We start from the raw sequence: 25,243 nt of genomic DNA on the forward strand, positions 1-25,243 counted from the left end.
TATGGCGACCTTTAGTATCCAAGACATAGACAACATGCATCATTTGTACCGCATCAACCTTATTAATAGTTGTAGTGGTTACAAGTCTGCGAATCTAATTGGCACTAAAGACAATCAAGACGTTACTAATGTTGCCGTTTTTAGTTCCATTACGCATTTGGGTTCTAATCCTGCTTTGTTAGGTTTTTTTCTTAGACCTACAACAGTTATTCGCAATACCTACGAGAACATAAGATCTACAGGAAAATTTACCATCAATCATATTCATGAAGACATTTTAGAAGACGCACATCATACTTCAGCAAAATATGATGCTCATATTTCAGAATTTGATACCACTAAATTAGAAGAAGAATATAAAGACAATTTTTTTGCACCTTTTGTTAAGGGTTGTCCGATACAAATAGCCATGAGCTATGTAGAGGAATATGCAATTGAAGCCAATAATACCATACTATTAATAGGAAAAATTGAAAACCTTTACGTGCAAGACAATTTGTTGGAAAAGGATGGCTTTATAAACTTATCTAAAGCTAAAGTAGCCACTATTAATGGTTTAGACGGTTATGCCATCCCGAATTTAAAACAACGATTAGAATACCAACGACCAAAACCAGAATTTGCAATACCTAATGACTAATGCAAATACTAATTACAGGAACAACGGGCTACATTGCCAAAAGACTAGCACTTCAACTTCTTGAGGAAGGACATGAGTTGGTTTGTTGTGTTCGTGATTTAAATCGTATTCCAGACGAAATTGAGGAACACCCATGGTGCTCTTTTATAAAAATGGATTTTCTAAGTCCGGAACCAAATAAAATTCCAAAAACCATAGATGCAGCTTATTACCTCATTCATTCTATGGCTACAAATGCCGATGATTTTGAAGATTTAGAACGTCAGTGCGCTCACAACTTTAAAAATCTTATTGAAGCTACTGAATGTAAGCAAGTCATTTATCTCAGTGGTATCGTTAACGACGATTCACTTTCTAAACATCTAAAATCTCGCTTACAAGTCGAAGAAACATTAAAATCTGATAGCTATGCCCTAACAACATTTAGAGCAGGTATTATTGTAGGTAGTGGTAGTGCTTCCTTCGAAATTATAAGAGATATCGTAGAGAAACTACCGGTTATGATTACACCAAAATGGCTGAATACAAAAACCCAACCGCTTGGTATTAGAGATGTACTCACCTACTTATCTCAAGCCCTAGGTAAAGAAGCACTTTACAATAAGTCCTACGACATTTTTGGTCCTGAAGTGTTAACCTACAAGGAAATGCTTTTACAATTTGCAGAAGTGCGTGGTTTAAAACGATATATCTACACATTACCTATTTTAAGTCCAAAACTGTCATCGTATTGGCTCTATTTTGTCACTTCAACATCGTTTCAATTGGCCCAAGCCTTGGTTGATAGCATGAAGGTAGAGGTGATTGGCAAACCAAGTGATATCAATACACACATTGACATTGCTCCACTTTCTTACAAAGAAGCTGTTGAATTGGCTTTTCAAAGAATTGAGCAAAACAGTGTAATCTCTAGTTGGAAAGACGCAGTTAGTAGCGGACGATTTAAAGATCAGCTATCTAAACATATAGAATTACCACAGTATGGCTGTTTTAAAGATATACGCTCTAGAACCATAGAAAATGAAGATTATACACTGAATAAAATCTGGAGTATTGGAGGCCGTAATGGCTGGTACAGTTTCAATGGTTTATGGAAAATAAGAGGTTATGTAGATAAGCTCTTTGGTGGCGTTGGTCTTAGAAGAGGACGTACTCACGACACTTATCTTGAAGCTGGAGATCCTTTGGATTTTTGGCGTGTACTTTTTGCGGACAAACAAGAAAAACGACTACTCTTATTTGCTGAAATGCGCTTACCTGGTGAAGCTTGGCTTGAATTTAAAATTGTAAAAAACAAACTCTACCAACGTGCCGTGTTTAGACCAAAAGGACTTTGGGGACGTCTGTATTGGTATATGGTTTTACCATTTCATGCCTTTGTGTTTAAAGGAATGATTAATGCCTTAATAAAACCCGAATGAGAGGTGTAAAAAAACAACATCTACCCATAAAAATATGCCCAATTTGTGAGCGACCATTTACTTGGCGCAAAAAATGGGCAAAAAATTGGGACAACGTAAAATATTGTAGCGAAAAATGCAGAAGAACGACATAAAAAATCTGATTTGGTTTAGAAATGACCTGAGAACCATTGACAATGCTGTTTTAAGTGAAGCCACTAAAAATGGTAACACTGTTTTTGGTGTATATTGTTTCGATCCTAAGCAGTTTCAAATTAATGCTTTTGGTTTTAGAAAAACAGAAAAATTTAGAGCACAATTTTTGATTGAAACCATTAAAGATTTAAAGGAGCAACTTAGTCAACTCAACATAGAATTACTAGTGTATAACGAGCATCCTGAGGTAATTATTCCGAAGCTCTGTAATACACTAAATGTTGAGGAAATTTACCTTCAAAAAGAATGGACGCAAGAAGAAATTGACATTGAAAATGCATTGAAAGCAAATATTGACAACGTGACTTGGCATCACATTTACAATCAACTTCTATTTCATCCTGAAGATATCAATTTTGAGATTTCTAAAACACCACAAGTATTTACGGTTTTTAGAAAAAAATTAGAAAAATATGTCAGTATTAGACCTGAGGTTGAAACACCAAAACTTCCAGAAAGCAATCGCATTGAAAATAGCACAAACATCCCATCGCTTTCAGACTTAGGTTTTAATAATTTTGAAACGCATCCACACTCAGCATTTCCATTTAAGGGTGGTGAAACTGCTTCTTTAAACCGATTAGAAGACTATTTTTTCAATACCAAAAAATTAGGTTTTTATAAGAAAACCAGAAATGGTTTGGTAGGCAAGGATTATAGTTCAAAATTTTCGCCTTGGTTAGCTAATGGTAGTATTTCTGCCAAAACAATCTATTGGAAAGTTAAGCAATTTGAAAAAGAACATTATAAAAACCAATCCACCTACTGGCTCATTTTTGAATTGATTTGGCGCGACTATTTCAAATATATTTCACTAAAGCACGGTAACCAGATTTTTAAACTTGAAGGCATTCTAAAAAAAGACTATAACTGGTCTACAAATGAAACGCAAATACAACAATGGATTGATGGCGAAACAGCATCTGACTTTGTAAATGCCAATATGATAGAACTTAAAGAGACAGGATGGATGAGCAATAGAGGTCGCCAAAACGTAGCATCCTATTTTGCCAAAGAGTTAGAGTTAGATTGGCGTATAGGTGCTGCCTATTTTGAGTCACTCCTACTCGATTATGATGTGCACAGCAACTATGGCAATTGGATGTATGTAGCAGGTGTTGGCAACGATCCTCGTGATCGTAAATTTAACGTGCAATTGCAAGCCGAGCGTTACGATAGCAATGGAAAATTCAGAAGTTTATGGTTACAACCGAGTTTGTTTTAATACCATTCCTGCGAAGGGAGGAATCTCTTGGCTAAAAGTATATCTAACAGTCAAAGCTGGTAACATGAGAATTAGCCGACCTTCAAGTTTTAAAAATCTTGTTGGTCGAAAAAACTAAAGACATAGTAAACTAAAATAAAATTCCTGCTTTCGCAGGAAGTAAACATGAAAAAGAACGACAACATATTACTATTTCCTCATCAATTATTTCAGGATTCTCCAATCCTAGAAATTGATGCGGCTATATACCTCATTGAAGAATATTTGTTTTTTAAACACTATAAATTTCATAAACAGAAAATAGCGTTCCATAGAGCGTCTATGAAAGCGTATGCTGATTTTTTAGAGTCTAACGGTAAAACTGTTACTTATATTGAAGCAACTTCCGACGATAGTGACATCAGAACATTAATACCTAAACTTATTGATAATGGTGCAAAAACGCTTCATGTCATTGACCCAACAGACAATTGGTTAGAAAAGCGCATTAAATCAACTGCAAAAGACATTACAATTAAATGGTATGAAAATCCGCTATTCATAAATACCAAAGAAGAATTAAGTTCCTTTTTTAAACCTTCAAAAAAGAAATTTTTTCAAACTTCATTTTATAAAGAACAACGAAAAAAACGTGACATTTTAATGGTTTCCAATGAACCAGAAGGTGGCAAATGGACTTACGATTCTGAAAACAGAAAGAAATACCCAAAAGACAAAACACCACCAAACATTCAGTTTCCCGAACGATCTGAATACTACGAGGAAGCAAAAAAGTATACAGAGAGGCATTTTGACAATCATTATGGTGAACTGAATGACTTCATCAATTATCCTATCGATTTTGAATCTTCAGAAGCGTGGTTGCAGCAGTTTTTTGAGTATCGGTTTCATGAATTTGGTGTTTATGAAGATGCCATTGTAAAGGAAGAGCATTTTTTAAACCATAGTTTACTTTCGCCTTTGATTAATGTTGGTTTGCTAAATCCCTCAAACGTTATTGATAAAGCCATTACATATGCCAAAGAAAACGATGTACCGATTAATTCAACAGAAGGTTTTGTAAGGCAAATTTTAGGTTGGCGCGAATTTATAAGAGGAGTTTATGAAGTGAAAGGTACAGAAGAGCGCACTAAAAACTTCTGGAATTTTAATCGAAAAATACCTGCATCATTTTACGATGGTTCTACAGGTATAAAACCTGTGGACGATGTTATAAAAAAAGTACTAAAAACAGGCTATGCTCACCATATAGAACGCCTAATGATTCTTGGGAATTTTATGGTGCTTTGCGAGTTCGATCCAGATGAAGTTTATCAATGGTTTATGGAATTATTTATAGACTCCTACGATTGGGTTATGGTACCGAATGTGTATGGCATGAGTTTGTTTGCCGATGGTGGTTTAATGTCTACAAAACCATACATAAGCAGCAGCAACTACATTATGAAAATGAGTAACTATAATAAAGGTGAATGGCAAGAGACTTGGGATGGCTTGTTTTGGACCTTTATGGATAAGCATCGTGATTTTTTTGAGAGCAATCCAAGGTTAGGTATGCTTTTAGGCAATCTCGATCGTATGAAAAAAAACACCTTAGAAAACCATTTTAATAACGCAGAAAAATTCCTCAACACATTATAATGACAAACAAACCACATATTAATGTTGTATGGCTAAAGCGCGATTTACGACTTCAGGATAATGAAGCCATTACTAATGCGCTCAGCACTGGTAAACCTACGTTACTGCTTTATGTGTTTGAACATATCTTACTAAACGACAATCATTATAGTGAACGACATTTTAATTTTATTAAAGAATCAATCAATGATCTTAATAAGGAATTAGAGCCATATAATTCTAAAGTATTAAGCGTTACGAGTGATATTCAAACAGCTTTTAATTTAATTCAAGAATTCTATAAAATAGATGCCATATACTCCCATATAGAAACTGGTATTTTAGTAACATACAATAGAGATAAAGAATTTATACGTTACTGTCGTAACAATTTTATCCGTTGGCACGAAAGTAAAAACAATGGTGTAGAACGTGGACTAGCAAATAGAGACAACTGGCTAGAACAATGGGAAGACTATATGAGTCAACCAGTTCTAGAGTTTAGTCCAGAAGAAAATCAGTTACTTCACCTTAATGCTATAACAAAATTAGAAAGTGTACTAACAGTTACAGACTTAGACACACCAAAAGACTCAATATTTCAAAAAGGTGGAAGTTCTACCGCTTGGAAATATGCTTCGTCATTTTTTGAGAATCGTCATAAAGACTATATGTTCAACATATCAAAACCAGAAGCATCACGTACAAGTTGCAGTAGACTTTCACCTTATATTGCTTGGGGAAATGTTTCCATCCGCCAAATTTTTCAAAAAGCTCAAAACATTAAAGAACAGAGTAACGATAAACGCCATATTGGTAGTTTTTTATCACGATTAAGATGGCAAGCCCATTTTATTCAAAAGTTTGAAATGGAACATACCATGGAAAATGAGAGCGTTAATAAAGGATATCACAAATTAAAAAAGAGTATTTCTTTAAAATACCAACAAGCTTGGAAAGAAGGCCAAACGGGTTTCCCACTAGTAGACGCGAGCATGCGTTGTTTGGTAGAGACAGGTTATGTAAACTTTAGGATGCGTGCCATGCTTGTATCATTCTTTACCCATATTTTATGGCAACCTTGGCAAAATGCATCAGAGCATTTATCAAAGCAATTTTTAGATTTTGAACCTGGTATTCATTTTCCGCAATTGCAAATGCAAGCAGGTGAAACCGGAATTAATAACTTAAGAATTTATAACCCAACATTAAACGGACTTAAGCATGATCCTGATGCTGAGTTTATAAAAAAGTGGGTGCCAGAACTTGCTCGTTTAGATTTACCTTTTATTCACGAACCTTATTTAATGACCGAATTAGAACAAGGATTATACAATTTTAAATTAGGTGAAGACTATCCAGAACCTATCGTAGACATCAAAGAAAACAGAAAGCGTGCCAGCGATATTTTATGGAATATGAAAAAAGATGCTAAGGTTGTAAAAGAAAGTTTTCGGATTTTAAAACGACACACATTACAAGACAGAGGTAAACTTCTACAAAACGATTAAAATCCTTTTTTAGCTGTCATAAAATTACTTTCATAATTCTCTGTTAATTTTTGTTTAACTATTATTTTAAAACATTAAACATTTGTATATTTACAGTGTTATGATATTGAATACCACACATCACAATCCTGAACACAAACAAATAATTGCTGACCTTGTTGGTAGTCCATTTAGTTTGGTACAGAAATTGAAAATGAAAGGTATAGGTTCTAAACGAATGATTATTGATGAAGTAAGTCCGAATATGCAAAGTATCATGAATACGGTTTCGGATATTAATTATGCCAACATAGAGCTCAGACCAAAAGGTATTTTAGTTATGATTACAAAAGGTTTAAAGAGCTTCACATGGATAATACCATATTACCAACTTGTAATTTACAAGGTAAATGGCTCTAGTTTACACGCACAAGGACGGTTCATTCATTTTAGAAACAGTAAAACCTTTAAAGAGAATAAAAAGTTTTTTAACAAACTTTTAGACGAAAAAGTAAAATACGATTTACAATATTCTATGCCTGCATAAGTATGACTTTAAATGAAAGACAAATAGACCGCGTAATTGAAATGGCTTGGGAAGACCGTACACCGTTTGAAGCCATTACATTTCAGTTTGGCTTAAAAGAGCAAGAGGTCATAGAACTTATGCGACGAGAAATGAAACCCAGTAGCTTTAGAATGTGGAGAAAACGTGTGCAAGGAAGAGCTACAAAACATATGAATAAAAGACCCTTTGACAAAGGTAGATTTAAATGCTCACGTCAGAGAAATATATCAAATAACTCTATTTCAAAACGATAACTCGTGCTTTGATTTAAGATTGGAGTACTTAAATACAGCACATTAAAAAGATGCTATGAAAACGAAAATTATTCCTTACAAAAATGGTCATCAACTCAATGGATTATCTATAGATGACATAGGCGATGACCATTTATTTACTGGTATAGACACACCAATGAAAGCTAATGCTTTTGAAATGTCTAATGATGAAAAAAAACAGCGTATTTCTATTCTGTTCTCAGAAATTATGGACGTACTTGGTCTAGACCTTACTGATGATTCTCTAAAAGGAACACCAGACCGAGTGGCCAAAATGTACATTGAAGAAATCTTTTCTGGATTAGATCCAGAAAATAAGCCCAAGGTTGCTCTTTTTGACAATAAATATCAGTACAACCAAATGCTTGTGGAAAAGGACATTACGTTCTACTCTAATTGTGAGCATCACTTTGTACCAATTATAGGAAAAGCCCACGTGGCCTATAAATCTTCAGGTAAGGTTATAGGATTATCTAAACTAAACCGCATTGTTCAATATTATGCAAAGCGACCACAAGTGCAAGAACGATTGACGCAACAAATTGCCAATGAACTTAAAACGGTTTTAGAAACAGAAGATGTGGCTGTAATTATCGATGCTAAACACCTGTGTGTATCATCAAGAGGTGTTAAGGATGATACTTCATCTACAGTAACAACCTACTATGGTGGAATATTTAACACACCAGAAAAAATTGTTGAATTGCAAAACTATATAAATAATTAAGCTATGGATATATTAGAAAGAGCCGTTGAATTCGAAAACAGAAAGTTTTCTTTCAGAACAACAAGCGACCGAATTTTAGCTGCTAGAGAAGCTAAAGAAATCATCTTAGGTGTTAATGAAATTTATAAGAAGAAAAAAGACGCCAAATTAATGGATCTTATGAAGCGAATAACAGTAATAAAACAAAAGATTGAAAAACGATTAAAAGGTCGTCCATTAACAGCTGCGTAACAACATGAAAACTATTATAGTAGTCGGTGGAAGCAAAGGTATTGGCAATGCTATTGTCTCATCTTTGCTTTCTTCATTTAAGGTAATTAACATAAGTAGAACAGCACCAGAGCAATCTCATGATAATCTAACGCATCATCAGTGCGATGTTATCAATGATGAATTGCCAGAAATTGACTCTGCTGATGGCTTAGTATATTGCCCAGGAAGCATCAACTTAAAACCTATAAATAGGTTAAGCTTAGACGATTTTAAAAATGATTTTGAAATTAACGTTTTAGGTGCTGTAAAAACAATCCAGAAGTATTTATCAGTATTGAAAAACGGTCAACAACCTTCAATAGTGCTATTCAGTACAGTAGCCTCTAAATTAGGTATGCCGTTTCATGCTAGTGTTGCTGCTTCAAAATCTGCAGTAGAAGGATTAACAAAATCACTTGGTGCAGAATTAGCGCCAACTATTCGTGTTAATGCAATTGCGCCAACGGTAACAGATACAGATTTAGCATCTAAACTTTTGCGTAATGAGCGCATGATAGAAAATATGAAAGACCGTCATCCCTTGAAGAAATATTTACAACCAGAAGAGGTGGCAGATATGGCAAACTTTTTATTGTCTGATAAAGCGGCTGCACTTTCTGGCCAAGTATTTGAAATGGACTGTGGCATTGTAAGTTTTAAAATTTAGATTATGAATCCGATAAAAGCATTTGTTAGTACTTTGAAGACCACTGACAAAAACATAAAACAAAATGCATTACAACCATTGTATGCCATTAAAATTAATAGCTTACAAGGTAAGGCAATAGATCTTTCAGAGTTTAAGGGTAAAAAAATACTTTTCGTAAATGTAGCTTCTAAATGCGGTTTTACCCCTCAATATAGAGAGTTGCAAGAACTTGCAGATACCTATAAAAGTCAACTGACAGTTATTGGTGTACCTTGTAACCAATTTGGTGCTCAAGAACCTGGCACAGCAAAAGATATTGAAGAATTCTGCCAAGTTAATTATGGTGTTTCCTTTTTAATTACAGAAAAAATTGATGTGAAAGGTGCAAACCAACACCCACTTTACGAGTGGTTAACATCAAAGCGTTTAAACGGTAAACAGAATTCTACTGTAAAATGGAATTTTCAAAAATACCTTATTGATGAACATGGTGAATTTTTAGATTATTTTTATTCTATTACGAAACCTACTAATTCCAGAATTACAAAATACTTAAAATAGTTATGTTTGGATTATTTAAAAAAACCTCTGAAAAAGAAAAATTACAAAAGCAATACGAAAAACTTATGGCAGATTGGCATAAGTTATCGACCACCAACAGAGCGGCTAGTGATTTAAAATACGCTGAAGCTCAAAAGGTTTTAGAACGATTAGAAGCGCTCAAATAAGTGTAGTATTGAACAAAATCTCATATTTTATTCTTTTCTTAGCCATCAACTTTGGTGGTTTAGCACTCGGTAGTTGGTTAATGAACAACGGACCAACATCTGAATGGTATATAAATTTAAATAAAGCACCTTGGACACCTCCTGGTTGGGTATTTGGTGTTGCATGGTCTCTGATAATGCTTTGCTTTTCTTGGTATTTAGCAGAACTTTTTAGTGATAGAAAATCTAAATTCTTATGGACGGTGTTTGCATTTCAAGTGCTTTTGAACGTCGGTTGGAATTGGGTATTCTTTAATCAGCATTACACTTTACTAGGGCTTGTAGTAATAACTGCATTATTATTGTTAATATTTTATTTTTTTATCACCTTTAGAAGCGACAGGCTTAAATACGCTAAATATCTGTTATTACCTTATTTAATTTGGCTTTGCATTGCCACATCACTCAATGCTTATGTTGTTTTTTATAATTAGAAACTATCAAAATGAAAATATACAGACTACATACAAAACAGAACCTGCCAATTTCGATAGACGAGGCATGGGAATTTTTATCAAGTCCTCAAAATTTAAAAACCATCACACCAGATTATATGGGTTTTCATATACTATCTGGTGCAGACAGGCCAATGTTTCCTGGTCAAATAATTCAGTATATTGTTACACCAGTATTGGGAATCAAAACTAAATGGGTTACTGAAATTACCCACGTTAAAGACAAAGAATATTTTGTGGATGAGCAACGATTTGGACCTTATTCCCTTTGGCATCATAAACATTTTATAAAACCTATTGAAGGTGGTGTAGAAATGGAAGATATTGTAGATTATAAAGTTCCTATGGGAATATTAGGTCAAATGGTACACCCTATTTTAGTAAAACCAAAACTTGAAGAAATTTTTAATTACCGAACTAAAAAGCTAGAAGAGCTTTTCGGAAAATATTAATATGAGCAAAACAGTAAATATATTTTGGTTTAGAAGAGACCTTAGATTAGATGATAACGTAGGCTTTTATGAAGCTTTAAATGGAGAACATCCTGTTTTACCATTATTTATTTTCGACTCTGAAATTTTAGATAAACTACCCAAAGATGATGCACGTGTTACTTTTATTCATGAAACGTTGCAAGATATGCGAACTACGCTTCAGAATGACCATAGCAGCAGTATAGCCATATATCATGGTAAACCATTAGACATTTATAAGCAACTTACCGAAGAATTTGAGATTAATACGGTCTATACCAACCATGATTACGAACCTTACGCTAAGGAACGTGATGAAGCTGTACAATCGTATTTAGAATCTCAAAATATTGAATTTAAGACCTTTAAGGATCAGGTAATATTTGAAAAAGATGAGGTTGTAAAAAAAGATGGCGACCCTTATGTGGTGTACACTCCGTACATGCGAACTTGGAAAGAAAAATTTAAGAATATTGATTTAAATATTTACTATACCAATTCTTATTTAGATAATCTTATTGAGCATACACGATTAGCAAATTTAAGTTTGTCTGATATTGGATTTAAAAAATCAGACCAAGACATTGCACCTTACGATGTTACACCTTCACTCATTCAAGAATACGAAGAAACTCGTAATTACCCTGCAAAAGATGCCACTTCACGTCTTGGTCCTCATTTACGTTTCGGTACAGTAAGCGTTAGAAAGATGATGAAGAAAGCCATTAATGAAAAAAATGAAACCTTTTGGCAAGAATTAATTTGGCGTGAATTTTTTATGCAAATTTTATGGCATTTTCCACATACAGTAGATAAGGCATTCAAATCAAAATATGATAGGATTGAATGGAGAAATAACGAAGATGAATTCAAAACATGGTGTGAGGGAAAAACCGGTTATCCTTTAGTTGATGCTGGAATGAGAGAACTTAACGAAACAGGCTTTATGCACAACCGAGTACGCATGTTGGTTGGCAGCTTTTTGTGCAAGCATTTACTTATAGATTGGCGTTGGGGCGAAGCCTATTTTGCGGAAAAGTTACATGATTACGAAATGGCAAGTAATGTAGGTAACTGGCAATGGGTTGCTGGTTCTGGTGTAGATGCTGCGCCATATTTTAGAATTTTCAATCCTACTTCGCAGATTAAAAAGTTTGATAGCGATCATAAATACATCAAAAAATGGGTTCCAGAATATCAAGAGTTAACGTATCCTAAACCTATGGTAGATCATAAAGAGGCGAGAGAGCGTTGTTTAGCTACATACAAAGCGGCTTTAAATTAATTTAAAGTTTTACACAATAAACTGAAAATCTATACGTTACAAATTTTAAGACGTATGTCTTAACAGAAATAACCATTTCAATAAACAATTTTAAACCCTGAAGTAAATTCAGGGTTTTGTTTTATAACAAAGAGACTGTTTCAAAAGTCAGTGTTTTGTCAATCTGAATTCGTTTCAGATTCTAAAACAATTTAAAAATCTGCATATTAAGATTCTGAAATAAATTCAGAATGACAGATTTTTAGACTTTTAAGACAGCCTCTTTGGTCTCTAATAATTTATACTCCTAATTTCCAGGAACACGCTCTATCTTAGCTCCAATTGCTCTAAGACGATCATCTATATCTTCGTAGCCACGATCTATTTGTTCTATATTGTGTATTATAGAAGTTCCTTTAGCAGATAATGCGGCTATTAACAATGAAATACCAGCTCTAATGTCTGGTGAAGTCATCGTTGTTGCTTTTAATTGTGATTTAAAATCGTGTCCTATAACTGTTGCTCTGTGTGGATCGCAAAGTATAATTTTTGCTCCCATATCAATCAACTTATCAACAAAGAACAAACGACTTTCAAACATTTTTTGATGTATTAAAACCTCACCTCTTGCCTGAGTAGCTATTACCAAAACAATACTTAGCAAATCTGGCGTAAAACCAGGCCAAGGTGCGTCTGCAATAGTTAATATAGAACCATCAATATAATTCTGAATTTGATAACCATCAGTATGTGCAGGAATATGAATATCATCACCTTGCTGTTCTACCGTGATTCCTAACTTTCTAAATACAGATGGAATTTGTCCTAAATCGTCCCAGCTAACATCTTTTATGGTAAGTTCACTTTTAGTCATGGCAGCTAAACCAATCCAACTACCAATCTCAATCATATCTGGTAGCATTTTATGTTCTGTACCACCTAAACGTTCTACACCGTCAATAACAAGCATATTAGAACCTATACCAGAAATTTTGGCACCCATTCTGTTTAGCATTTTACACAACTGCTGTAAATAAGGTTCGCAGGCAGCATTGTAAATTGTTGTTTTACCTTTTGCTAAAACAGCAGCCATAACAATATTTGCTGTTCCGGTAACAGAAGCTTCATCGAGTAGCATATAAGTTCCTTTTAACTCCTCTGCTTCTACTCCATAGAAATAATCTTCTCTATTATATCTAAACTTAGCACCGAGATTTATAAACCCTTCAAAATGGGTATCTAAACGACGACGACCAATCTTATCACCACCAGGTTTTGGAATATACCCTTTACCGAAACGGCCTAATAATGGACCCACAATCATAATTGAACCACGTAACCCTTTACCGTCTTCTTTAAACTCTGCAGATTCTAGGTACTTTAAATTAACTTCGTCTGCTTTAAAACTGTATGATCCTTTACCGAGTTTTTCAACCTTTACTCCTAATTTCTTTAATAAGGCAATCAGCTTATTTACATCAATAATATCTGGAATATTATTAATTGTAACAGTCTCTGAAGTTAACAATACTGCACAAAGAATTTGTAAGGCTTCGTTTTTGGCACCCTGAGGCTTAATTGCTCCTTTTAATTGATGTCCGCCTTCAATTTTAAATGTACTCATTTGGTATTAGTAGCGTTTGCGATTGTTAGAATATTTCTTTTTAGTTTTTTTACCACCTTTATTGCTATACTTAGATTTTGTACGCATCAAACTAGAAGAATCACTAAGATCCTCTTCACTATTCTTCAGGTTAATTTTACCATTAGATAATTCAAACAAATGATCAAAAATCACTGTGTCCTCTACACTATCCTTATTCCAATTTAGATAACATTTTTTCATATGATTAGCAATAGTGTAAATCAATGCCTCTTTCATATCGCCTTCTTCCCAAGTACATGCAACGTCTATCATGGTTTTTATATTATTACCATAAAAACGATACTTTGGATGATTCTGTGGGTATTTTAAAGGATCTGGACCTGCCGTTAATTCTTCGCGAGATGGTTTTGGATAAGGTGAATCAGCATCTAATTCAAAATCTGACATAATGAATAACTGATCCCATAACTTATGCTGAAAATCTGGCACATCTCTTAAATGTGGCTGTAGATTTCCCATTACAGAAATAATGGCTTTTGCTAATTTGTTTCGTTCTTCTTTTGTCTCGCGTGTTTTAGCATGATTTATCATCTTTTGTAAATGACGACCATACTCAGGAATTATCAAATGTTCGCGTTCTGTGTTGTATTCTAAATTATCAATCAAAATGTAAAAATGTGTAGTAAATTATATAAACCCGAAGTTTCTAGGTTTTGTCGCAAAGTACAAAAAATTAGCTAGGTTCAAGGAAATTTTATAGAGAAATTACTCCTTCAACTTTTTCACCTACTTCCTTGTATTTGGCGATAACTGCATCAGGATTTTTCATTCTTACATTAACGGACACACTTGTGTATTTACCATTCTTAGATGGTCTCGTATTAATTACTGCACCTGTATGATTAAATAGTGCCTTTACTTCTTCTATTTTTGAAGTCTCAGAAATGACTATAAATTTATATAAATATTCCGTTGGCCAAAGCGCTGTATCTTGTAATTGTGACTTTAGCTTTTTGTAAAACTCTTCCGATTTTTTATTCTTATCCATTATCGATTTTTATTAATGCAAAGATACATCTTACTTTACATTTTTGGTTTTAATTTATTATCACGATTTTTACTGCAAAAATACTGCCAATTTGAGTCCTAAGAAAATCGTTATTACAGGTGGTCCTGGTACCGGAAAATCATCAATAATCAATCATTTAAAACATCGTGGGTTTTTATGTTATGATGAAATCTCTAGAGAGGTCACACTACAAGCAAGAAAAGATGGTATAGAACAACTATTCCTAAAAGAACCTTTGCTGTTTAGTGAAAAGCTTTTAGAGGGTAGATTAAGGCAGTATAATGAAGCCTCCAAAGAGTCTGTCAACACTGTTTTTTTAGACAGAGGGATACCAGACATTTTGGCTTATATGGATTACATAGGCGACAAATATCCTCAATATTTTAGTGATGCCTCACAAAACAACCGATACAATTATGTTTTTGTATTAGCGCCATGGCAAGAAATTTTTACAAGCGATAGTGAGCGCTACGAAAGCTTTGAACAAGCTATAGAAATACATCACCATCTTTTAAAAACTTACATGAGATTTGGCTATCAACTTATAGATGTACCGTTTGAAACTATAGAAAAAAGGACCGATTTTATCTTGGAGGTCTTAAATTTGTAGTAATGCATCCTATTGAAGTTTTAGAACGGTATTGGAACTATACGTCTTTTAGACCCTTACAAGAAGACATTATCAATTCTATATTGGCAAATGAAGACACCTTTGCTTTGCTACCAACTGGTGGTGGAAAATCCATTTGTTTTCAGATTCCTGCTTTAATGAAGGAAGGTATTTGCATTGTGGTTTCGCCGCTTATAGCCTTAATGAAAGACCAAGTAAATACCTTAAAACAAAAGGGCATTAAAGCTATTGCATTAACATCTGGCATGTCTTACAAAGACTTGGACACACAATTAGATAATTGTATTTATGGCAATTACAAGTTCTTATACCTTTCACCAGAGCGTTTACAGCAACCATTAGTACAAGAACGTTTGCAACTTATGCAAGTAAATTTAATAGCGGTAGACGAAGCCCATTGTATTAGTCAATGGGGAAATGATTTTAGACCAGCTTATAATCATATTTCAATTCTAAGGGAACTTCATCCTCAAGTGAATTGTATTGCACTAACAGCTTCTGCAAAATATGGTATTATAGACGATATTATTTCAAATTTAGATTTTGTTTCACCAAAAATATTTAAAGCATCTTTTACAAGAAGTAACATTGCATATCAGGTAGTAGAAACTGAAGACAAATTATTTCAGTTAAAACATGCGTTGAGTAAAAATCCAGAAAGTTCTATAATCTATGTTAGAAACAGACGTGCTACAAAAGACATAAGCAACTATCTAGAGGCACAAGGCTTTTCTTCAACTTTTTATCATGGAGGCATAACCAATAAAGAAAAAAACGAACGGTTACAATTGTGGCTAAGTGAGCAGAAACTCATTATGGTAGCAACTACGGCTTTTGGTATGGGAATTGATAAGCCTAACGTAAAAAACGTTATACATTATAATTTACCCGAAAGTTTAGAAAGTTATTATCAAGAAGCAGGAAGAGCCGGCAGAAATGGTCATTCAGCAAATGCCATTATGCTCAAACAGAATATTGATGAGGAGCATTTAAAAAATCAATTTTTAAGCACCTTACCATCTACTGACTATGTAAAGAACATATACAAAAAGCTATGCAACTATTTTCAAATAGCTTATGGTGAAGGAGAAAACAGTACGTTTCAATTCGATTTTAAAACATTTTGTAGTACCTATAAGCTTAATCCTAGCATTACTTATAATACACTTACAGTTTTAGACCGCAACTCAATCATAGCCTTAACGCAGCATTTTAACTTTAGGACTAAGATTCAGTTTTTAATTACCAGCAATGCTTTATTCCAATATTTAGAACGTCATTTAGAGCTCAACACCTTGGTCAAAGTGTTACTTAGAACGTATGGTGGCATTTTTGACTACGACACAAAAGTGAATCTTAACTTGGTTATTGATAAGACTGGGTTACCTGAAAAAAAGGTGATTCAACAATTGCAACTATTAGAAAAAGATGAAATTATCAGTCTTGAAATGGCAAATACAGACTCTGAAATCACTTTTTTAAAGCCTCGAGAAGATGAAATAACTATAAATCCTATAATTAAAACTATAAAGCAACAATACCAATTGAAGCATCAACAGGTTGAAGCTGTTATAAATTACGTAAATAATGATGACGTTTGTAAAAACAGGCAATTGCTAGCATATTTTGGCGAAAAATCGAAAGATAATTGTGGGATCTGCTCGGTTTGCACTAAAGATAAACCAAACAATGAAATTAATACTTCTAACCTTACCGAACAAATACTTATGGCTTTAGAACAGGAAGATTTATCTTCGCGCCAATTAATAATGTCTATTAATTGTACAGAAAGTAGATTAATAGAAGCTCTTAAAACACTCATTGAAACCAAGAAAATTAAAATTACGGACGCAAACACTTACAGACTACTATGACAGAAAAACGTGATTTAAGAATTGTTTTTATGGGAACTCCAGATTTTGCAGTTGCCACTTTAAAAGCACTTTTAGAAAATGATTATAATGTGGTTGGAGTTATTACAGCACCAGATCGTAAAGCTGGTCGTGGTCAGAAATTAAAGGCTTCAGCGGTAAAAGAATTTGCATTAGAGCATAACCTAAATATTCTTCAACCTAAAAATCTTAAAGCGGAATCTTTTATTGAAGAGTTAAAAGCACTTAATGCAAACTTGCAAATTATTGTTGCTTTTAGAATGTTACCTAAAGTTGTTTGGCAAATGCCGGAGTATGGTACATTTAACCTACACGCATCTTTATTACCACAATACAGAGGAGCAGCACCAATACATTGGGCCATTATAAATGGTGAGAAGAAAACCGGAGTCACCACATTTTTTATAGATGAAAAAATTGATACAGGTGCCATAATACTAAGTGAAGAAACAAACATTAGTGAAAGTACTACAGTCGGAGAGCTACACGATGAACTCATGACTATCGGAAGTAATCTTGTGATAAAAACAGTTCAACGCATTGAAGAAGGAGATGTAACCACGTCCATTCAGCCAAAATCAGAAGATTTAAAAACCGCCTACAAACTTAATCGCGATAATTGTAAAATAAACTGGTCGAAAGATTTAGATACCATATATAATAAGATAAGAGGATTAAATCCTTTTCCAACAGCTTGGTGCTACCTAGATAATAATGAAGAAGAACTTCTGTCCATTAAGCTTTATGGTGTAGAAAAAGAATATGAAACTCATAATTTTGAAGCAGGATTAATTATTTCTGATAGGACTGAACTAAAAGTTTCATGCCAAGGAGGTTATATAATAGTAAAAGAAATGCAGTTACCTGGAAAGCGAAAAATGGATATAAAATCACTTTTAAATGGTTTTGAATTTTCTAAAAACGCCAAACTTCTGTAAAGCCTTGTTATTATTGAGATAGTGAAAAATCCGATAAAATGCAGTGCTTTATTAACAAATGGGGTTATTTATTAACAAAATCGCCGATTTCCCTTGCTATTACTTGCGTGGCTTAATATTACTGATAAATTTGTGTACGGATTTTTAGAAATCATTTTTTAAAAACCGAATATTTAACAATTTAAATTTAAAATTTATGAACAAAACAGATTTAATCAATGGTATGGCAGAGAATGCTGGAATTACTAAAGCAGCTGCAAAAAAAGCATTAGATTCTATGTTAATTGACATCGAAGGAGCTTTACAAAAAGGAAACAGAGTTTCTTTAGTAGGATTTGGATCTTGGTCAGTTTCTAGAAGAGCTGCTAGAGATGGAAGAAACCCTCAAACTGGTAAAACTATCAAGATTAAAGCTAAAAATGTTGTGAAGTTTAAGGCTGGTTCTGACTTAAGCAACGCTGTAAACTAAGACAGTTTTTCTTAAAATATTAAGCCTGCTCAATGAGTGGGCTTTTTTTTGCCCTAATTTTAAGACTTTTAAGTTGGTTAAATGATAAAAAAAGTATAGATTTAATTGAGATTAGAAGGATTTTTAGAAATGATTAAACCCGAAAAAGGCAATTTACTAATTGCAGAACCATCCATAATCGGAGATATCTCTTTTAACCGAGCTGTGATCCTTTTGGCAGATCACAATGCTTTGGGATCTGTTGGGTTTATACTTAACAAACCATTAGAATACAATTTAAAAGACCTTATAGAAGGCACAGACTCAGACTTCACTGTTTATAATGGTGGTCCTGTTGAACAGGATAACTTATATTTTATACATAAATCTCCAGAATTAATTCCCAATAGTATAGAGATATCTAACGGTATTTTTTGGGGTGGTGATTTCAATGTTGTTTTAGATCTTATAAATAGTAACAAAATAACAAAAGATGATATTAGATTCTTTTTAGGTTATTCTGGTTGGGCAGAGCAACAATTAGATGATGAGTTAGAATCTAACGCTTGGCTTGTCTCTGAAAATATTTACAACAATGAGATCATAGCAAAGTCATGCAATTCATTTTGGCGCGAGAAAATGCTAGAACTTGGTGGAGAGTATAAAATATGGTCTAATGCACCTGAAAACCCAAGCTATAATTAAGCACCTAATCTTATTTTTGTATTCAATTTATCAACAAGTTTTTTTGCAAAATCGTTGCCGTAAGTTTTTTTACGGTATTTTGATATAGGTACAATGCCTTTTATAACATTTGTTATAAATAACTCATCTGCTTTTTGAAGTTCAAAAGGGCTTATTGAAGATTCTTCTGTATATAAATTAACATCCTTAGATAATATCTCTAAAACTTGCTTACGCATCACACCCTTAAGACAACCATCTTCAAGTGGTGGAGTTTTAATTTTATCACCTTTAACTAAAAATAAATTTCCGTTTAAAGCCTCTATTACTGATTTATTTGTGTTAAGTACTAAGCAGTTTTCCAAGTCATTCTCCTTAGCATATATACTTCCCATTACCTGAATTGCCTTATTATTATTTTTTAACCCAGAAAGTAAGCCAGGTGCGATAAAAAAGTCTTTATATAAATCAACTTCATAGGTTTGGCCAACTTTAACTGAATAAAATGGCTCATTAAAAGTTTCTGCTATAATATTAAAAGCTACTTTCGATGTTTCATCAGGTAAGTATTTACCACCTTCGCCTCTATCAACATTTAATCGTACTCTGGCTGAAGTATTTGATAGATTGTTTGCATCAATCGTTTTTAGAATTTCAGCTTCCAAAAATTCCATAGTAAAGTTCATAGGAATATCCATACGCATTATACGCATAGATGCCATAAGCCTAAAGTAGTGATCTTCCCAAAAAAAGATCTTACCATTCACCACTTTTAGAGTTTCAAAAAGAGCATCACCGTATTTATAACCTCTATTTTCAGAAGTTAGTATAGCGTTATTTGAATTAACAAGTTTTCCGTTAAAATTTACCATAAAAAAAGTCTCGATTTAGTTTTAAATAAACCGAGACAAAGATATAATAGTTGAGTTAGTTACTAGTTATCTTGAGCCTAAAACTTGTTTAAGACTTGATATTTGATTATCCCAAAGCATTTTGCCTTCATCGATTTCGTCTTCTTCAGCAAAATCTGTTATCATGAGAGATACATCTTTAGTAATCTCATCTACTTGAATTCTAATTTCAAAATAGTAGCTTGCACCATCTTCTTCATCACTGAGCCAACGAAACTTAACACGTTCACCGCTTTTTTTAGTCAGCAATTTCGCCTGTTCTTCTGAGCCATCCCAAATGAATGTAAATAGCTCTCCTCTAGAGTTTACATTGTCTGCAAACCACTCAGAGAGTCCAGAAGGAGTAGATATATATTGGTATATTAAAGAAGGAGATGCTTGGATTACAAACTCCATTTCGTATTTTTCTTTATCGTCCATAGAAGCATTTAATTATTTGCTCAATATATGCAATTATGATACAATTCAAAACTTTAGGTAAAAAATATTTTTTAGAATGTATTGTTTGTGGTACTAGATTTTGTTTATATATTTGCAACCGCAAAATGGCGAGGTAGCTCAGTTGGTTAGAGCGTCGGATTCATAACCCGGAGGTCTCGAGTTCAAATCTCGATCTCGCTACAAAATCTTAAATTATATAAAATCAACGGTTTGGTTCACGCTAAACCGTTTTTTTATGTGTATTATTTATGATTTAATTACCTTTAAAACTATGAAAAGCATGTTCAACAAAATTGTACAAGACATTAAGCAACATATAAACCTCTCCGATGAAGAGGCTAGAATTGTGGAAGATTGTATACCAATAAAGCAATTTAAAAAGGGTACTGTTTTATTACGTGAAGGTCAAATTGCAAAAGCATCATATCAAAATTTATCTGGTTTAGTTCGCAAATATTATATTGTCAATGGTGAAGAAATAACAACTAATTTTTACGAAGAAAATACATCCATTTCGTCTTTAAACAGCTTAAATAAGCAAGAGCCTTCTACCCATTATTTAGAGTGTATTGAAGATTGTAAGCTGGCTATCCTAACCAAAGAAAAAGAAGATGAACTCATAAAAAAAGTACCTCAATATGAAGCTTTATGCAGAGCTTCTGTTGAATCCGATTTAGGTAATCACCAAGAAGCACTAGCCAAATATTTAATTGCTTCACCAGAACAACGTTATCTTAGCTTACTAAAGGATAAACCTAATTTATTAAATCGAGTTCCTCTTTATTTATTGGCAAGTTACATTGGTGTTAAACCAGAGTCTCTTAGTCGTATTCGCAAACGTGTTATGAAAAATAAAAACCTCTAAGATTCTTCTAAATCAGAAGTAAGTTTAAGGTCTTTGTTAATTAAACTCAACTTATCTTTTGAAAACCCTGCAACAATTAACCAAATGGTAAATGACAATTCACCGATAACACCCGTTATAATAACAACTGACTCAAAATACTCCTTATAGTTATCATAATCTGCATAACTAAGTTTTGCTAAACAGTCAACAAAATATCCGAAAGAAGCTATAATCAATAATACACCTATTAATTTAGGTATATGATTCGATTTAATAGTTAAATATCCTAAAACCAATAGATGAAATCCAAAAAACAGTAATCCTATTGTCCATAATTCATCAAAATTTGATAATAAATCCATTACAGCATAAGACATCTCTTTAAAAATATGATCGTCATGTGCAATATTGTAAACCTCGTATAATTGTAATAAGGCTATTCCAAAAAATAGAGCATGGAGCATCCTAAAACCAGATGCTACATAAGACCATGTGCGGCTGACCGTTGATGTAAGTTTGAATAACGTTACAATCAAAACAATGTCAAATACAAGCATTAACAAAAAACTTAATAAACCATTTCTAAATAGGTTAAGATTATTAGAAATATTTAATAGTGTTTTTGTAGGATTATCTATTTCAACTAAGCTAGATAATACTGTAAAATTTGCATAAAAGCCAGTAATGAATATCATTACATAAGCAAAACCTGAAATTTTAGCATTAGTCTTCATAATACACATAGTTATTAGTACAATACAAAATTAACATGGAATAAGGAGTTAGAAATTGACTTTGGTTAAGAACAAAAACCCTGTTAAACAATAACTTAGACATTTCATAAAAACTATAATTCATTCAAATGCTACTGCTTTTTTGTATTTTTAACTTTCCAACCACAACACCATGAAAATAAGGCAACTTAGTCTTTACTGCTTTGATATAAACTCCCAAAAGCACTTCTATAATGATGTTTTAGGATTTTCATTAATTGATGATGGACATGATTCTTTTACTATTGAGGTTGGCTGGAGTCACTTGAAGTTTATTAAATCTACAATAGAATATAAATACCATTATTGCTTTTTAATTCCTTCTAATAAACTTGAAGAAGCTCTAATTTGGATGCAAAATAGAACTGAGGTTTTGGAAATTGATCCGCAAAGGTATATTCAATTCTTTGAAAGTTGGAATGCCTATTCATTTTATTTTTTAGATGCTAATGGAAATGTTGCTGAATTTATTGCAAGAAAAGACCTTTGTAATGACTCTAATGAAGTATTCAATATAAAAGACGTGCTATGCATAAATGAAATAGGAATGCCTACCTCTGATATTAGTCGTACATCTGATTTATTAGAACGAAAAATGAATTCAACATTTTGGAAAGGCAACACGGATAGTTTTGGTACCAATGGTAACCAGGAAGGATTACTTTTATTACCAAATTTAAAAACACGAACAAAATGGTTCCCAACAGACGTCTCTGTTGAACCTTCGCCCTTTATAGCTCACATAGAAATTAATGCTATTTTTTATACTTTAGAATTCGCAAATAGTAATATAACCATATTAAAAAATACAGTTAATCATAATGACTAGTAATGAACACATAACTCTTCTAATCAACCACATAAGGAAAGATGTGTCGTTAACAGAATCCGACATTGAAGCATTAACTAAAATAATTGAAATAAGAGAGTTAAACAAAAAGGAATTTTTGTTTCAACCTGGTGAGACTTCTAATTCTATGAATTTTATTGCCAAAGGTTGTATGAGAAGTTATTATCTAGATGAGAACGCACAAGAACACACCTTACAATTAGGTATTGAAGAATGGTGGATAAATGATTTATACAGTTATCTAAGTAGAAAAAAATCTAGAATGTATGTACAGGCTTTAGAATCTACAATACTCGTTCAACTTCCTAGATTAAAATTAGAACAGCTCTATCTTGAAGTTCCCGCAATCTCTCATTTCTTTAGAATTAAAATCCAAAGTGCGTATGTTGCCATTCAAGAACGCGTTATAGACAGTATGAGCGACGAGTCTTACGACAGGTATAAGGATTTTATCAAGTCATATAGAGATATTGAGCAACGTGTTCCCCAATATATTATAGCATCATACTTAGGAGTAACACCTGAATTTTTAAGTTACTTACGAAAAAAACACTCTTAGTTTCTTTCTTAATATACCTTAAGTTTTTCCTTTAAATCAATCTATAGTTTTGACCCATAAACAATTATAAGGGTCATGAAACGCTTAGTTATATTCATTTACTTTACCCTATGTGGTACATTTTTATCGCATTCCCAAGACATTAAATTTTTACCGGAATTTACATTTGGTAATCGCTCTATTGGCTATCAACATTACATTGGATATAACCTATCTAAAAAATGGTCTATTAATAATATAACACTATTTGATACTGAATATAACAATGACAATAACAATATGTTTTTTGTTAGAAACATGTTGTCTTATGCCATCAATAAATCATTTAAAGCTAATGTAGCCTTTGGAGTTAAAAATCCTGGTGGCTTCAATACGATAACCCTTCAGTATGCTTTAAACACACAAAATTTCTCACTGAATTACAATATTGGTACTACTTACCAAAATGGTTTTACGCTAGAACAATCTTTAATCTTAAACTACAGTAAACGAATCAATACCTCTTATAAGTTTTTCACTAGACTTTTCACTGTAATGAATACCAATTTAAAATATTTAGACAGAGGTATCCAACAACTAAGAATAGGAATCAAGAAAGAAGCTCTACATGTTAGTCTAGCTATAAATCTAGATCAATTTAAAAAGGCCGAAAAAACTTTAGAAAACTTCGGTCTAGCATTTAAATATAATTTTTAAACAAGACATATTATGAAATCAAAATTAGACATCGGATTACTACTATTAAGAACATCAATTGCATCAACTATGCTAGTATATGGCATCACAAAACTCATAAATGGTGTATCATTTATTTCAGGCTTATTATCAGACTACGGTTTGCCTTCGTTCCTTAGTTATGGTGTTTACATTGGTGAAATATTGGCACCATTGTTAATAATCATTGGTTATAGGACAAAACTAGCTGGATTGATTTTTGCCATTAACTGTTTAGTAGCCATATTAATGGTACAATTACCAAACTTTTTTACGCTTAATGAATTTGGTGGTTGGTATGTTGGTCCAATTGTTATCTACTTTGTTTTTGGACTTGCCATGTTCTATACAGGCGCTGGTAAAATTGCACTTTCATCTACAAACAAATGGGATTAAAACATAACATCATGAGACTTTATCTTTTATTTATCCTAGCACTTTCAGGTGGTGTATTTTTAGCTATACAAGCTGGGTTTAATTCACAATTGGGTGGATTAGTTAAACAACCTATAATAGCTGTCGTTGCTTCATCAATAAGCAGCGTCGTTTTTGGACTTGCATTTCTTTTTTTTACCGAAAAGGGATTTATACAAACTTTAACCTCAACACAGGTACCATGGTATCTATGGTTTATCGGAGGATTATTTAGTGTTATAGGTATATACATTTACTTCTATACCATACCTAAGATAGGCATTTCAAAAATGATTGCACTTGGGCTATGTGGTCAACTTATGTTTTCATTAATCGCAGGAAAATATGGTTGGTTAAATCTACCAGTGGAACCATTAACTAAAAAAAGAATAATTGGCGCATGTGCCATGCTCATTGGTATCGTGCTGATTAACACAAAATAATT

33 protein-coding genes and 1 tRNA gene are annotated in these 25,243 nt (G+C 33.0%); 28 read left to right on the plus strand and 6 right to left on the minus strand.

All coding sequences use genetic code 11. The features are described 5' to 3' along the window. Position 1: 1 nt before the first annotated feature. The 16 genes from FC091_RS10270 (at position 2) to FC091_RS10345 (ending at position 12,042) form a co-directional block, all read left to right on the plus strand. Entirely contained in the window at positions 2 to 640 is a 639-nt protein-coding gene (locus FC091_RS10270; RefSeq protein ID WP_138434190.1) for a flavin reductase family protein, read from the plus strand. Continuing rightward, positions 640 to 2,061 carry an SDR family oxidoreductase gene (locus FC091_RS10275; RefSeq protein WP_138434191.1) on the plus strand — a complete coding sequence of 474 codons (1,422 nt, stop codon included), beginning with the start codon at positions 640 to 642 and terminating at the stop codon, positions 2,059 to 2,061. The genes FC091_RS10270 and FC091_RS10275 overlap by 1 nt, the downstream gene beginning before the upstream one ends. Then, a complete protein-coding gene (locus FC091_RS10280) occupies positions 2,058 to 2,195 on the plus strand; it encodes a DUF2256 domain-containing protein (protein WP_138434192.1) in 138 nt (45 codons plus the stop codon). The genes FC091_RS10275 and FC091_RS10280 overlap by 4 nt, the downstream gene beginning before the upstream one ends. Beyond that, the gene (locus FC091_RS10285) at positions 2,177 to 3,481 is read left to right on the plus strand and encodes a DASH family cryptochrome (RefSeq protein WP_138434193.1); all 1,305 of its coding nucleotides are present in this window, start codon (positions 2,177 to 2,179) and stop codon (positions 3,479 to 3,481) included. The genes FC091_RS10280 and FC091_RS10285 overlap by 19 nt, the downstream gene beginning before the upstream one ends. 165 nt (positions 3,482 to 3,646) lie before the next feature. Continuing rightward, positions 3,647 to 5,122: a cryptochrome/photolyase family protein gene (locus FC091_RS10290; protein ID WP_138434194.1), complete on the plus strand. Its 1,476-nt coding sequence runs from the start codon at positions 3,647 to 3,649 to the stop codon at positions 5,120 to 5,122. Continuing rightward, on the plus strand, positions 5,122 to 6,612 hold the full coding sequence (locus tag FC091_RS10295; RefSeq protein WP_171032506.1) for a cryptochrome/deoxyribodipyrimidine photo-lyase family protein: 1,491 nt from the start codon (positions 5,122 to 5,124) through the stop codon (positions 6,610 to 6,612). The genes FC091_RS10290 and FC091_RS10295 overlap by 1 nt, the downstream gene beginning before the upstream one ends. Before the next feature lie 100 nt (positions 6,613 to 6,712). Further along, positions 6,713 to 7,138, plus strand: coding sequence for a hypothetical protein (locus FC091_RS10300; protein WP_138434196.1), 426 nt, complete (start codon positions 6,713 to 6,715; stop codon positions 7,136 to 7,138). Between the two features lie 2 nt (positions 7,139 to 7,140). Beyond that, on the plus strand, positions 7,141 to 7,413 hold the full coding sequence (locus FC091_RS10305; RefSeq protein WP_138434197.1) for a TIGR03643 family protein: 273 nt from the start codon (positions 7,141 to 7,143) through the stop codon (positions 7,411 to 7,413). 55 nt (positions 7,414 to 7,468) lie between these two features. Continuing rightward, a complete protein-coding gene (gene folE, locus FC091_RS10310; protein ID WP_138434198.1) occupies positions 7,469 to 8,161 on the plus strand; it encodes a GTP cyclohydrolase I FolE in 693 nt (230 codons plus the stop codon). A gap of 3 nt (positions 8,162 to 8,164) precedes the next feature. After that, a complete protein-coding gene (locus FC091_RS10315) occupies positions 8,165 to 8,392 on the plus strand; it encodes a hypothetical protein (RefSeq protein ID WP_138434199.1) in 228 nt (75 codons plus the stop codon). Between the two features lie 4 nt (positions 8,393 to 8,396). After that, positions 8,397 to 9,080: an SDR family NAD(P)-dependent oxidoreductase gene (locus FC091_RS10320; protein ID WP_138434200.1), complete on the plus strand. Its 684-nt coding sequence runs from the start codon at positions 8,397 to 8,399 to the stop codon at positions 9,078 to 9,080. 3 nt (positions 9,081 to 9,083) lie between these two features. Beyond that, entirely contained in the window at positions 9,084 to 9,623 is a 540-nt protein-coding gene (locus FC091_RS10325) for a glutathione peroxidase (RefSeq protein ID WP_138434201.1), read from the plus strand. Between the two features lie 2 nt (positions 9,624 to 9,625). Beyond that, the gene (locus tag FC091_RS10330) at positions 9,626 to 9,790 is read left to right on the plus strand and encodes a Lacal_2735 family protein (RefSeq protein ID WP_138434202.1); all 165 of its coding nucleotides are present in this window, start codon (positions 9,626 to 9,628) and stop codon (positions 9,788 to 9,790) included. An 8-nt stretch (positions 9,791 to 9,798) separates the two neighbouring features. Further along, on the plus strand, positions 9,799 to 10,263 hold the full coding sequence (locus FC091_RS10335; protein WP_262708975.1) for a TspO/MBR family protein: 465 nt from the start codon (positions 9,799 to 9,801) through the stop codon (positions 10,261 to 10,263). Between the two features lie 11 nt (positions 10,264 to 10,274). Further along, positions 10,275 to 10,736: an SRPBCC family protein gene (locus tag FC091_RS10340; protein WP_138434203.1), complete on the plus strand. Its 462-nt coding sequence runs from the start codon at positions 10,275 to 10,277 to the stop codon at positions 10,734 to 10,736. 1 nt (position 10,737) lies between these two features. Next, positions 10,738 to 12,042, plus strand: a complete 1,305-nt coding sequence (locus tag FC091_RS10345) for a cryptochrome/photolyase family protein (protein ID WP_138434204.1) — start codon at positions 10,738 to 10,740, stop codon at positions 12,040 to 12,042. Positions 12,043 to 12,328: 286 nt separating this feature from the next. Here FC091_RS10345 and murA read toward each other — a convergent pair whose 3' ends face one another. The 3 genes from murA to FC091_RS10360 all read right to left on the minus strand — a co-directional run bounded on the left by murA (position 12,329) and on the right by FC091_RS10360 (position 14,675). Further along, positions 12,329 to 13,645 (minus strand): UDP-N-acetylglucosamine 1-carboxyvinyltransferase, encoded by a 1,317-nt coding sequence (gene murA, locus FC091_RS10350; RefSeq protein WP_138434205.1) that lies wholly within the window; start codon positions 13,643 to 13,645, stop codon positions 12,329 to 12,331. A gap of 6 nt (positions 13,646 to 13,651) precedes the next feature. Beyond that, the gene (locus FC091_RS10355) at positions 13,652 to 14,293 is read right to left on the minus strand and encodes a DUF4290 domain-containing protein (RefSeq protein WP_138434206.1); all 642 of its coding nucleotides are present in this window, start codon (positions 14,291 to 14,293) and stop codon (positions 13,652 to 13,654) included. An 88-nt stretch (positions 14,294 to 14,381) separates the two neighbouring features. Then, positions 14,382 to 14,675 (minus strand): DUF493 family protein, encoded by a 294-nt coding sequence (locus FC091_RS10360; RefSeq protein ID WP_138434207.1) that lies wholly within the window; start codon positions 14,673 to 14,675, stop codon positions 14,382 to 14,384. A gap of 91 nt (positions 14,676 to 14,766) precedes the next feature. On the opposite strand from FC091_RS10360, the gene FC091_RS10365 reads away from it, so the two are divergent. The 5 genes from FC091_RS10365 (at position 14,767) to FC091_RS10385 (ending at position 19,310) form a co-directional block, all read left to right on the plus strand. Continuing rightward, positions 14,767 to 15,306: an AAA family ATPase gene (locus FC091_RS10365; RefSeq protein ID WP_138434208.1), complete on the plus strand. Its 540-nt coding sequence runs from the start codon at positions 14,767 to 14,769 to the stop codon at positions 15,304 to 15,306. 2 nt (positions 15,307 to 15,308) lie between these two features. Next, positions 15,309 to 17,201 carry a RecQ family ATP-dependent DNA helicase gene (locus FC091_RS10370; protein ID WP_138434209.1) on the plus strand — a complete coding sequence of 631 codons (1,893 nt, stop codon included), beginning with the start codon at positions 15,309 to 15,311 and terminating at the stop codon, positions 17,199 to 17,201. After that, positions 17,198 to 18,157 carry a methionyl-tRNA formyltransferase gene (gene fmt / locus FC091_RS10375; RefSeq protein ID WP_138434210.1) on the plus strand — a complete coding sequence of 320 codons (960 nt, stop codon included), beginning with the start codon at positions 17,198 to 17,200 and terminating at the stop codon, positions 18,155 to 18,157. Before FC091_RS10370 ends, fmt begins: the two co-directional genes overlap by 4 nt. A 196-nt stretch (positions 18,158 to 18,353) precedes the next feature. Continuing rightward, the gene (locus FC091_RS10380) at positions 18,354 to 18,626 is read left to right on the plus strand and encodes an HU family DNA-binding protein (protein WP_076620986.1); all 273 of its coding nucleotides are present in this window, start codon (positions 18,354 to 18,356) and stop codon (positions 18,624 to 18,626) included. 129 nt (positions 18,627 to 18,755) lie between these two features. Beyond that, positions 18,756 to 19,310: a YqgE/AlgH family protein gene (locus FC091_RS10385; RefSeq protein ID WP_138434364.1), complete on the plus strand. Its 555-nt coding sequence runs from the start codon at positions 18,756 to 18,758 to the stop codon at positions 19,308 to 19,310. Here the strand turns inward: FC091_RS10385 and FC091_RS10390 are convergent. Next, positions 19,307 to 20,161: an aminotransferase class IV gene (locus FC091_RS10390; protein ID WP_138434211.1), complete on the minus strand. Its 855-nt coding sequence runs from the start codon at positions 20,159 to 20,161 to the stop codon at positions 19,307 to 19,309. The genes FC091_RS10385 and FC091_RS10390 overlap by 4 nt on opposite strands. Before the next feature lie 66 nt (positions 20,162 to 20,227). Beyond that, on the minus strand, positions 20,228 to 20,620 hold the full coding sequence (locus FC091_RS10395) for an START-like domain-containing protein (protein ID WP_076620980.1): 393 nt from the start codon (positions 20,618 to 20,620) through the stop codon (positions 20,228 to 20,230). A gap of 127 nt (positions 20,621 to 20,747) precedes the next feature. Between FC091_RS10395 and FC091_RS10400 the strand changes: the two genes are divergently transcribed. Both FC091_RS10400 and FC091_RS10405 read left to right on the plus strand, forming a co-directional pair. Next, positions 20,748 to 20,821 (plus strand) — tRNA-Met (locus FC091_RS10400). A gap of 100 nt (positions 20,822 to 20,921) precedes the next feature. Continuing rightward, the gene (locus FC091_RS10405) at positions 20,922 to 21,506 is read left to right on the plus strand and encodes a Crp/Fnr family transcriptional regulator (RefSeq protein ID WP_138434212.1); all 585 of its coding nucleotides are present in this window, start codon (positions 20,922 to 20,924) and stop codon (positions 21,504 to 21,506) included. Here the strand turns inward: FC091_RS10405 and FC091_RS10410 are convergent. Beyond that, a complete protein-coding gene (locus FC091_RS10410; protein ID WP_171032507.1) occupies positions 21,503 to 22,222 on the minus strand; it encodes a DUF4386 domain-containing protein in 720 nt (239 codons plus the stop codon). The genes FC091_RS10405 and FC091_RS10410 overlap by 4 nt on opposite strands. A 172-nt stretch (positions 22,223 to 22,394) precedes the next feature. On the opposite strand from FC091_RS10410, the gene FC091_RS10415 reads away from it, so the two are divergent. The 5 genes from FC091_RS10415 to FC091_RS10435 all read left to right on the plus strand — a co-directional run bounded on the left by FC091_RS10415 (position 22,395) and on the right by FC091_RS10435 (position 25,241). After that, entirely contained in the window at positions 22,395 to 23,090 is a 696-nt protein-coding gene (locus FC091_RS10415; protein ID WP_138434214.1) for a VOC family protein, read from the plus strand. After that, positions 23,083 to 23,670, plus strand: a complete 588-nt coding sequence (locus FC091_RS10420) for a Crp/Fnr family transcriptional regulator (protein WP_138434215.1) — start codon at positions 23,083 to 23,085, stop codon at positions 23,668 to 23,670. The genes FC091_RS10415 and FC091_RS10420 overlap by 8 nt, the downstream gene beginning before the upstream one ends. Positions 23,671 to 23,745: 75 nt before the next feature. Then, positions 23,746 to 24,366: a hypothetical protein gene (locus FC091_RS10425; RefSeq protein WP_138434216.1), complete on the plus strand. Its 621-nt coding sequence runs from the start codon at positions 23,746 to 23,748 to the stop codon at positions 24,364 to 24,366. A gap of 12 nt (positions 24,367 to 24,378) precedes the next feature. Next, entirely contained in the window at positions 24,379 to 24,780 is a 402-nt protein-coding gene (locus FC091_RS10430) for a DoxX family protein (RefSeq protein WP_138434217.1), read from the plus strand. Between the two features lie 11 nt (positions 24,781 to 24,791). After that, the gene (locus FC091_RS10435; protein ID WP_138434218.1) at positions 24,792 to 25,241 is read left to right on the plus strand and encodes a DMT family transporter; all 450 of its coding nucleotides are present in this window, start codon (positions 24,792 to 24,794) and stop codon (positions 25,239 to 25,241) included. The last annotated feature ends 2 nt before the right edge of the window (positions 25,242 to 25,243 follow it).

This window comes from Winogradskyella algicola (assembly GCF_005869935.1).
Classification (GTDB): domain Bacteria; phylum Bacteroidota; class Bacteroidia; order Flavobacteriales; family Flavobacteriaceae; genus Winogradskyella; species Winogradskyella algicola.